At 34.4% G+C, this 10,376-nt stretch carries 10 protein-coding genes; 2 read left to right on the top strand and 8 right to left on the bottom strand.

Annotation, left to right across the window (positions count from 1 at the left end; genetic code table 11):
• On the top strand, positions 1-384 hold a 384-nt coding region (locus tag VFS71_RS11940; RefSeq protein WP_326401507.1), incomplete at its 5' end, for a divalent metal cation transporter.
• A 108-nt stretch (positions 385-492) separates the two neighbouring features.
• Here VFS71_RS11940 and VFS71_RS11935 read toward each other — a convergent pair.
• Positions 493-1,653, bottom strand: coding sequence for a histidine decarboxylase (locus VFS71_RS11935; RefSeq protein ID WP_326401506.1), 1,161 nt, complete (start codon positions 1,651-1,653; stop codon positions 493-495).
• A gap of 153 nt (positions 1,654-1,806) precedes the next feature.
• Between VFS71_RS11935 and VFS71_RS11930 the strand changes: the two genes are divergently transcribed.
• Positions 1,807-2,259, top strand: coding sequence for an Lrp/AsnC family transcriptional regulator (locus VFS71_RS11930; protein ID WP_326401505.1), 453 nt, complete (start codon positions 1,807-1,809; stop codon positions 2,257-2,259).
• A gap of 280 nt (positions 2,260-2,539) precedes the next feature.
• Here the strand turns inward: VFS71_RS11930 and VFS71_RS11925 are convergent, their stop codons facing one another.
• From VFS71_RS11925 to truA, 7 genes are all read right to left on the bottom strand, one after another.
• Positions 2,540-2,926: a cupin domain-containing protein gene (locus VFS71_RS11925; protein WP_326401504.1), complete on the bottom strand. Its 387-nt coding sequence runs from the start codon at positions 2,924-2,926 to the stop codon at positions 2,540-2,542.
• Between the two features lie 398 nt (positions 2,927-3,324).
• Positions 3,325-3,822, bottom strand: coding sequence for a hypothetical protein (locus tag VFS71_RS11920; RefSeq protein WP_326401503.1), 498 nt, complete (start codon positions 3,820-3,822; stop codon positions 3,325-3,327).
• Positions 3,823-3,983: 161 nt separating this feature from the next.
• A complete protein-coding gene (cysK, locus tag VFS71_RS11915) occupies positions 3,984-4,898 on the bottom strand; it encodes a cysteine synthase A (protein WP_326401502.1) in 915 nt (304 codons plus the stop codon).
• 154 nt (positions 4,899-5,052) lie between these two features.
• A complete protein-coding gene (locus VFS71_RS11910; protein WP_326401501.1) occupies positions 5,053-5,889 on the bottom strand; it encodes a hypothetical protein in 837 nt (278 codons plus the stop codon).
• A gap of 215 nt (positions 5,890-6,104) precedes the next feature.
• A complete protein-coding gene (gene lpdA, locus VFS71_RS11905) occupies positions 6,105-7,493 on the bottom strand; it encodes a dihydrolipoyl dehydrogenase (protein ID WP_326401499.1) in 1,389 nt (462 codons plus the stop codon).
• A 150-nt stretch (positions 7,494-7,643) separates the two neighbouring features.
• On the bottom strand, positions 7,644-9,413 hold the full coding sequence (locus VFS71_RS11900) for an ABC transporter ATP-binding protein (protein ID WP_326401498.1): 1,770 nt from the start codon (positions 9,411-9,413) through the stop codon (positions 7,644-7,646).
• 85 nt (positions 9,414-9,498) lie between these two features.
• Entirely contained in the window at positions 9,499-10,239 is a 741-nt protein-coding gene (gene truA, locus VFS71_RS11895; RefSeq protein WP_326401497.1) for a tRNA pseudouridine(38-40) synthase TruA, read from the bottom strand.
• Between the last annotated feature and the right edge of the window lie 137 nt (positions 10,240-10,376).

The raw sequence follows: 10,376 nt of genomic DNA, 5'->3' as shown, positions 1-10,376 counted from the left end.
GTTATAGGAACTGGGCTCATTGCTATCCCTGTACTGAGTGGTTCTCTTTCGTATATTTTTACCGAAACCTTTGGTTGGGAAGAAGGATTGGATAAGAAGTTTCATGATGCAAAAGGATTTTATGTCATTATTGCAATATCATTACTAATTGGTTTGTCTCTTAATTATATAGGTATTTCACCTGTCAAAGCACTGATTTATACAGCTATATTGTATGGGTTAACAGCTCCGGTTCTGATTGCCATCATTTTGCATGTCTCCAATAATAAAAAAATTATGGGAGAATTCGTAAATGGATGGTTAACAAATGTTTTAGGTTTTTTAGCATTGATTATTATGTCTTTGGCGGCTGTATTGTTGCTCTATTTTCAATTTAAAGATTGAAACAATATTTAAAATCCAGCCACACATTCATTTCGAGGCTGGATTTTTTAGAATTAATAAAAAAGGAAAAGATAAAGTTTTAAACTTTTTGTGTCCAAAACAAGAAATCTAGAAACTAAATTCCGCCATTTCTTCTGGGTTTTCGATGCAATTTTCTACATCGTTGATGAATAGGTCAATTTGTTCTTTGGTGACATTGGGCATGCAAATAATATGGGAAATATCTCCCTCAGTAGCTAATTGCCATTTTGATTTTACTTCCTCAGCTGTTTTTGGGAAAACCACGGTGATTGAATTCGGATTTCTCCATGCAGCGATTCCAATGTTTTTTAGTCTTTGTTCACAGTATTCCGCTACTTCCAAGCTATGTAAATAGCGGTTTTTTAAACCGTCTACTCCGAGTTTTTTTATAGCATACCATAAAAACAACGGACAATGACCGTTTCTAGACCCGGTAATAGTTGTATCTAAAGAACCAATATAGGAAATTCCTTTTGAGATTCTGTCTCTATTGGAACGCTTCGTTATAATAACACCAGTTGGAATTGGTGAGCCTATAAATTTGTGACCACTGATTGATATACTATCGGCTCCATCTTTAAAATCAAAAGGAAAACGTGGTTCCATAAAAGCTCCGTAACTTCCGGATAAGGCCGCATCACAATGGATGTAACTGTCTTGTATGGCTAATCCTTTTAGAATATCCCTGATTTTTGAAACGTCGTCTTTGGCCTCTTTCATGGTTGTGCCAAAAGTAGTAAGCACAATTGCGGGCTTATGACGATTCATTTTTAGGGTGTTTTCAAAATCAACATAATCAATTTCGCCATTTTCCTGTGAACGAATGACAATGCTTGGGATATTGAGTAAGTGAATGTTTTTGCGTACACTGTAATGGGTCGATTCTGAGTAATAGACCATCGCTTTTGGGTATAATTCACGAGCTAGATATAATCCATACAAGTTACTTTCAGATCCGCCGTTGGTTACATAACCCCAATAATCTTTTGGATTGGCGCGGAATAATTTGGCAAAAAAGCCTACCACTTCTCTTTCGAGTTCATGGGTTTGTACTTTGTAGGTACAGTCCTCAAAAGGGTCACCTAGATTATTGATTGGATATTTGAAAAAATGATTGATTTCTGAATAATCAAAATCTTTGGATACGGGATAGCCCAAGAAATTATCTCTGGCATTTTCTATGTATTGATTCAATTCGAATAAACGTTGATTGTCTTGTTCGGATAATGATTCTGAAATAGTTTGCATACTGTTTAATTTTACTGTAAATGTACTTTTAATGATTTAATATGCTGCATACTTGATTATATTCAAAATATAATTCTAAATTTGAGTTATAATTAAGTTTTTTAGTATTGTATTTGCTGCTTGCTTTTTTCAAAACCATATAATTATTCTGAGATGGATTCGATAGACAAAAAAATATTGATGCTTTTGCAACAGGATGCGAAACAAAACACAAAAGAAATCGCCGAAAAAGTAGGTTTGTCAGTTTCTCCAACTTTTGAGAGAATTAAAAAACTGGAACAAAAAGGTTTTATCAAAAATTATGTGGCTTTATTGGATGCTATCAAAATTGGAAAATCAATCAGTGTGTATTGTCAAGTGACTTTGGCTGTTCACTCCCGAGAATTGATAGATGATTTTAAACAGCACATTCTTGTATTGCCTGAAATCACAGGTTGTTTTCACGTTTCTGGGAATTATGATTTTTTATTGAAAGTGGCTGTCAATGATATGAATGAATATCAAAAGTTTGTTATCGATAAATTATCGGTTATCAAAGGGATTTCAAATGTGCAAAGTTCTTTTGTTATGGAAGAAATTAAAAATGACTTTGCCTATAATTTATAGAACTGAAGGTTTTGTGATTACATCTGATTGTTTTGTGTGAAGGATAGGAACGGCATCTCTCGATTTTGAAAAACAAGGCTTTTTTGCCGTAGTTTTTTTAATCGAGAATACAGTGGATAGCCTGACCTTGTTGCTTAATAAATTTATTTTATTTGCAGAAAATAGTCTGCAACAAGGGCACACCATAAAAAAACCTGACTCTTGAAAAGGAATCAGATTTTATGGATATTTTAATTGCTGCTCAAAAGGAAAAAATGAATTGCCTTGTTTAAAATAGCTATTACATTTTTTTTGCAGGCTTTATTTCCGTTACTATTAATTTTAAAGTAGTGGTTCCGATATTTTTTGCCATATGCGTTACGGCAGGGAGATACATGGCAGTACCCATTTTAATGTCTAATGTTGTTGCTGGTTTGCCTTTGTCGGTAATCTGTATTTTGCCACTAGTCAAGGCATAGACCGAATGATTAGGATGACTGTGCCAAGCGGCTGTTGCACCCGGTGCGAATACAACTTCCATAATTCTTACTTTGTCATTGTCAAGTAGGACTTTTTTATACACATTTGAAGCGGCCTTCATTGGGTCTTGCGCATACAAACTGGTACTTTGAATCAGGAATAGTCCGAGAAAGAGAGTATTCATTAAAAATATTTTAATTGTTTTCATCTCATTTAAATTTAAGTCAAACTTTTTTGAATTTAATTGACCTACTCTTTTTTTATGTTGAGTAGTCGGATGGTTTTTATTTTGAATATTTTGTTAATCGAATTGACAAGGACAGTCTAGTTAGGTTAGGATGTGTTCCAGCAGTTCGTGTTTGTCACCAGCCTTTTAAATAGCTTGTTCTATTTAAAAAAAAGCTTTTTCGCCAGGCAATTCATTAGATTGTTTTTTGAGAAGCAATTTCTTGTTTTTTGAAGCCTACTAATTTACAAAAAATATAGAGTTAGATTCTAAAAAGATGTTTCTTTTTTCAAATGTTTTTTAATTTAATGTACTGGTATTAAGTACGTTGATTTTTGTTGTTATTCATGAAGTTCGGAATATCATAGATTTCAATTACATTATATATTTTTAGTGAAAGTAATATAAGATGTCTTGTTTTCAGATTCAATTTGATAAGTAAATTGCATTTCACTGCCATATAGAATTCCAAAATTCCAATTATCAGGTAGTTCTTGAAAAACAGGTGGAGATGTAAAGGCGAAATTAAATCGTAAATAATCTGTGGAATTTGTATTATTAGTGACATTCCAATTGCCAGTATAACTATTTACGCCATTGGTTGCTGTTAAAATATTATCAGCACCAAAAGTAAAATTGTATCCATTAAAACTTGCAGTTTCTTCATGATCTCTATTCCAATAATAAGTAATTCTCCAAGTCCCTCGAGTGGCAATAGCAACCACTTCTGAAAGACTACTTTGCTTTGTACAACCTAAACATCCCACGTCGCCAAAATCAGGGCTGAATTCCGGACCGGAATCATTACAGCAAGCTAAAGCAATTGAAATAAAAATAATCAATGTAAGCTTTAAATGAATATGTTTTAAGTTATTCATAATCAGTAAATTGATTGATTAAATTTACTGAATTTTATTGATTTGGTTGTTAATAATTTTATATTTTTTAAAGGAGATTAGGTCTTTTTTAGAAAACTATGTTTCAAAAAAAAAACCGACTTGCTTTCACAAATCGGTTGGGATATTGAGAGGATTATCTTTTATTCAAATAAACCTTCTATGCTTAAATAACGTTCTCCAGTGTCGTAGCAAAAAGTAAGCACTTTAGCATCAGATGGAATTTCTTTTAATTTTTTGGCTACAGCAGCCAAAGCGGCTCCAGAAGAAATTCCAAGAAGAATACCTTCTTCTTTCGCTGCTCTTTGTGCATATTCAAAAGCTTCATCTTTACTTACCAGAATTGCTCCATCCAGAATTTCAGTATGTAGATTGGTTGGAATAAAACCAGCTCCAATTCCTTGAATAGGATGGGGTGAATGCGTTCCACCACTTATAACCGGTGACGCTTCTGGTTCTACAGCGAAGACTTTTAAACTAGGGAAGTGTTGTTTTAGTACTTCGGCACAGCCTGTGATGTGTCCACCTGTTCCAACTCCTGTAATCAGATAATCCAAGCCGTTAGGAAAAGCTTTTATGATTTCCTGTGCGGTTGTGGTTTTGTGGATTTCAATATTTGCCGGGTTGTCAAATTGAAGTGGAATCCACGAATTTGGAATTTCATTTGCGATTTCTTCAGCTTTCGCGAGAGCACCTTTCATGCCAAATTCTCGGGGAGTAAGCACAAATTCAGCTCCGTAAATACTCATTAATCGGCGTCTTTCGACTGACATCGAGTCGGGCATTACCAAGATTAATTTATACCCTTTTACGGCAGCAACCATTGCTAATCCAATACCGGTGTTTCCTGATGTAGCCTCGATTATGGTGCTTCCCTTTTGCAGTAATCCTTTTTGCTCGGCATCTTCTACCATAGATAAAGCAATTCTATCCTTGATGCTGGCGCCTGGGTTTGCTTTTTCAAGTTTCACCCAAACATTTGAATCTGGTCCAAATAATTTATTGATTTTTACGTGTGGCGTATTGCCAATGGTTTCTAGTATGTTGTTGTGTGTCATTTTTTCTGTTTTTTTAGTTTATAGTAAATATACTTCACATTTAAAGATTGACAAAATGGAATTGGGATTAATATTTTGATAATGATGTGTTTAGTTGGCAAGTGTTCTAATTGGGTTATTGTTGGTTTTGGGCTACTAATGGCGCAACTCATAACTAGAGCCTAATACGATAAGCAGCGCTAAGTTTAATAAAAGGCCCATCTCCCCAATCAAGTTCAGAAGTGTAGCCGTGAGTATCTATACCAGTTCGGATTTTTCTGAATACACCATAACCAGGTTCAAATGTGACGCATAGCTTTTTAACTGGGTAATAATCCAAGTAAAGGGATATTTGGTTATCGTCTAATCGGATGTAATTACCATTTGAAAGAAGGTAACTGTTCATCGGGGCGCGAAATGTAGCTCCTCCATATAATTTAGTACTCCATTTGTGTTCGTATGTGAGGCGTCCCGGTAGCAATCCATAAATATAATTCTTCTCGTCTAATCGCCAGTCAGCGCCGAGTACAGGTATTATAAACCAACCGAAAAATTCTTTATTAGCGTATATACCGAAACGAAATTTTTGATTTTGTTTTTTTTCAAAAGTTGTAAAGAATACTCCACCATATTGAAACGTATTATTCGAAAATAATTCTTCACCATTGGAACGAATTAGCGGTATAATCGAAAGTGACCATTTTGATTCCTTTAACGGAGTCATTAAACCGATTGGTAAACATATACTCTGTACAGTTGGATAGCTTTCTAGATTATTTGCCGATTCAAATTGCCATTGTTCATAAAATGGACTAATGAGCAAATAAGTGTTATTCTTGAGTCTAATAGGGAGATCACTGCCGACCCATAGATGACTGAAAGATGGGATTTCAGAATTGTTATTCCTGTACGCATCCATATATCGTAACTGTACGGGGTCAACAAATGGTTGAGAATAAAGGTTAGTTTTGGATAATATAAAAAAGGCGAGAATTATTAAAATCCGTATCATAGTTTTTCATGGTTTTATTAGTTTAATAATTTAAACATATAAGAACTTTGAAATAGATAGTAAGGTTACCTTCTTTGATTTAGCTAAGTTAGCTCTTTGTTTCTTAATGTGTTAAAGAAAAGATTTTTATTCGATAAAAGGAAAATATTGGAGTACAAAAAACCCCAATTTGAATATTCCAAATCGGGGTTTTAAATTTTATAAAATCTTATTTATTATAAATGGATCACTTCTCCATATGCATCAGCAACAGCTTCCATAACCGCTTCACTCATTGTTGGGTGAGGGTGAATAGATTTTAGGATTTCATGTCCTGTAGTTTCTAGTTTACGTGCTACAACTGCTTCTGCAATCATATCTGTAACTCCAGCTCCAATCATGTGACATCCTAACCATTCGCCATATTTAGCGTCAAAAATTACTTTTACAAAACCATCTGGAGTTCCAGCAGCTTTTGCTTTTCCTGAAGCAGAGAATGGGAATTTACCAATTTTTAATTCGTATCCTTTTTCTTTAGCTTGTTTTTCAGTTAATCCTACAGAAGCAATTTCTGGAGTAGCATAAGTACAACCAGGAACGTTTCCATAATCGATAGGGTCAACGTGCATTCCTGCAATTTTCTCTACACAGTTAATTCCTTCAGCAGAAGCTACGTGAGCCAATGCCTGTCCTGGAGTTACATCACCAATAGCGTAATATCCTGGGATATTAGTTTGGTTGTAAGCGTTTACCAAGATTTTATCTTTATCAGTGGCAATACCTACTTCTTCTAATCCGATGTTTTCGATGTTAGTTTTGATTCCAACAGCAGACAATAAAATATCGGCTTCAAGAACTTCTTCTCCTTTAGCAGTTTTAACAAATGCTTTTACACCTGCACCAGCAGTGTCAATACGCTCAACAGAAGAGCTGGTCATAACTTTGATACCTGCTTTTTTCAAAGAACGTTCAAATTGTTTTGAGATATCTTCATCTTCTACTGGAACTACGTTTGGCATAAATTCTACGATGGTTACATCAGTTCCCATTGAGTTGTAGAAATGTGCAAATTCAACTCCAATAGCTCCGGAACCTACAATAATCATAGATTTTGGTTGGGTTGGCAATGTCATTGCTTGACGGTATCCAATAACTTTTACACCATCTTGTGGTAAGTTTGGCAATTCACGAGAACGAGCTCCAGTGGCAATGATAATGTGGTCAGCACTGTATTCAGTAACTTTTCCGTCTTTATCTGTAACGTCTAGTTTTTTACCTGCTTTTAGTTTTCCAAAACCATCAATAACGTCAATTTTATTTTTTTTCATCAAGAATTGAACTCCTTTGCTCATTCCTTCAGCAACCCCACGACTACGTTGAACCACTGCCGGGAAGTCTTTATCAAATGATGAAACAGTCAATCCATAATCAGAAGCGTGTTTTAAATAATCAAAAACCTGAGCTGATTTTAATAGTGCTTTAGTTGGAATACATCCCCAATTTAAACATACACCACCAAGGTTTTCTTTTTCTACTACAGCCACTTTAAATCCTAATTGAGAGGCTCTAATTGCTGTAACATACCCTCCAGGTCCACTTCCTAAAACTATAATATCGTATTTCATTTTTTTTCTTTTTATTTAAATTATTGTAAAAATGAATTCGTGAAAACTCATTGTTATTTTTATGATTAATGTAATAAATTGAGATTGCGAATTTAAGGATTTATTTGATTATGGGAAAATTTAGCAGGAACAAAGTTTTTTGACATTTTGTTATAAAAAAGTGTCTGAATTGGAAGTGCTAAACTGCGAATCATACAAGTTTTTATAATACCCTTTTTCTTGGTTTATTAATTCTTGATGCGTTCCTTGTTCTACAATCAGACCTTTGTCCATAACCACAATTTTATCCGCATTGACAATGGTTGCCAATCGATGTGCAATTACAATCGATGTTCTTCCTTTAGTAATGGTTTCGGTAGCTCGTTGAATTAATTCTTCCGAATAAGTGTCTATTGACGATGTTGCTTCGTCCAAAATAAGAATACTCGGATTGCTTACATACGCCCTTAAAAACGCAATAAGTTGGCGTTGACCAGAGGACAGCATTACGCCACGTTCTTTTACGTCAAAATCATAATTGTCGGGCAAACTCATAATGAAATCATGAACACCTATTTTTTTTGCAGCATTGAGAACTTGCTCTTTTGTAATTTCAGGATCGTTGAGCGTTATATTGTTGTAAATTGTATCTGCAAAAAGAAATACATCCTGCAAAACCACTGCAATTTGCTTACGCAACGAACTCAAAGTGTAATTCTCAATATTATGACTGTCTATAAAAATTGAACCACTATTAATTTCGTAGAAACGATTCAGTAAATTGATAATTGTCGATTTTCCTGCTCCTGTAGATCCCACAATAGCAATCGTCTGACTTGCTTTTACCTCAAGATTGATTCCTTTTATCACTTCTTCATTTGGAATATAACCAAAACGCACATTTTCAAAACGAATCTCTCCGTCAAATAATGGCGCTTCTATAGTTCCCGTGTCTTGTATTTGATCTTGTGTATCCAATATGTCAAAAACACGATTGGCAGCAATCATTCCCAATTGCATCTCGTTGAATTTATCCGCAATTTGGCGTAATGGATTAAACAACATTCCGATGAACATGGTATATGAAAATAAATCCCCAAAAGTGGTCGAAGTATCACCTTCTAAAATATGAAACCCTCCATATAAAACAATGAAACCAAGAGTTAATGACGAAATGATATCGGCAATAGGGAAGAAAATCGAGTTGTACAAAATGGTTTTTATCCAAGCTCTGTTGTGCTTGTCGTTAATTACCCTGAATTTTTCAGCTTCAATGTCTTCGCGGTGAAAAAGTTGAACAATTTTCATACCTGTAACTCTTTCTTGAACAAAAGAGTTCATATTGGCAATTTGAGTACGTACTTCCTCAAAGGCAACTTGCATCTTTTTTTGGAAAATCCGGGTAATATAAACTAAGATTGGCATGGCAACAATCACAATCCACGTCAGTTTCCAGTTCATATAAAACATAAAAATAAGTACCACCAGCATTTTCATCAAGTCACTTATAATCATAAATAATCCTTGGCTAAAAATACGAGCAATCGCTTCAATATCTGATACAGATCGAGTTACGAGTTGACCCACAGGAACCAAGTCAAAATATTTCATTCTAAAACTCAAAATGTGTTTGAATAGTTTTACCCGAATATCTTTCACAATATCCTGTCCGAGCCAGTTGGCCCAATACACAAAGAAAAATTGGGAGAAAACCTCAAGTAAAAGCACACCACCCATTAAGGTGATATAAATCAATAAACCATTTTGGTCTTTGGGTTGGATATAACTATCGACAGTTTGTTTCAGTAAATAGGGGCGAAGTGCTGCAAAAACAGATAGTGAAATGGCGAAAATAATCACACCATTAAAACGCCCTTGATAGGGTTTTGTATATTTTAATATTCTCTTGAATAATCGGGTATCAAATGCTTTTGCTTTCATTTATTTTTTTGGAGCTATTCCTGCTATCCGCTTGTATCTTTTTATTTTTAAAGAAAAAATAAAAAGGATACCGCTTCTATCAGGGCTATTTCGTAATGTAATCGTATTCAATTTTGGTTAAATATAACCCATGCGCTGGAACCGAAAATCCAGCTTTGTCTCTGTTTTTACTTTCTATAATCGACTCAAAATCATCCAAAGTGATTTTGTGCAATCCAATATTAATCAAAGTTCCCACAATGGAGCGAACCATATTTCGTAAAAAACGATTGGCCGAAATGGTGAAAATTAATTTCTCATCCTCTTGTTTCCAATAGGCTTCAAATATACTACAATCAAAGGTATTTACGTCGGTGTTGACCTTAGAAAAAGACTGAAAATCAGTGTGGTTTAACAATGATTTTGCAGCTTCGTTCATTAAATCCAAATCTAGTTTCTGATGAAAATACCAGCTTTGCTCTTGAAGAAACGCATCTTTAAAAGTATTTATATGGTATTCGTAAGTTCTTTTTGTGGCGTCAAAACGAGTGTGAGCTTCATCATCAACGGGAAAAATATCATAGATAACAATGTCTTTTGGTAAAAAAGAATTTAGCTTGTGAATCAGGATTTTGACATCAATTGGGTTTTCAAAATCAAAATGCGCATACATTTCTTTGGCATGAACTCCTGTGTCAGTTCTTCCAGCTCCCATAAGATTGATTTCGGAGTTGAGAATAATCGAAAAAGCTTTGTTCATTGTTTCTTGAACAGATGCGGCGTTGGGTTGATATTGCCAACCGTGATAATGAGTTCCGTTGTAAGCTAGTTTTATAAAATACCTCAATGTTGAATTTTAGATTTAAATTTCAGATTGTTTGCTGTGTTTGATTTCAATCTTTCAGAATTAGGCTGTTTTGATGGAAATTTTTCTGTGGCAAATTTACAAAGAATGTATCTTGTTTCGTTGTTTTTTATTTAAAA

Source organism: Flavobacterium sp., assembly GCF_035760125.1.
Lineage (GTDB): Bacteria > Bacteroidota > Bacteroidia > Flavobacteriales > Flavobacteriaceae > Flavobacterium.
This window is presented reverse-complemented; position numbering and strand designations above follow the sequence as displayed.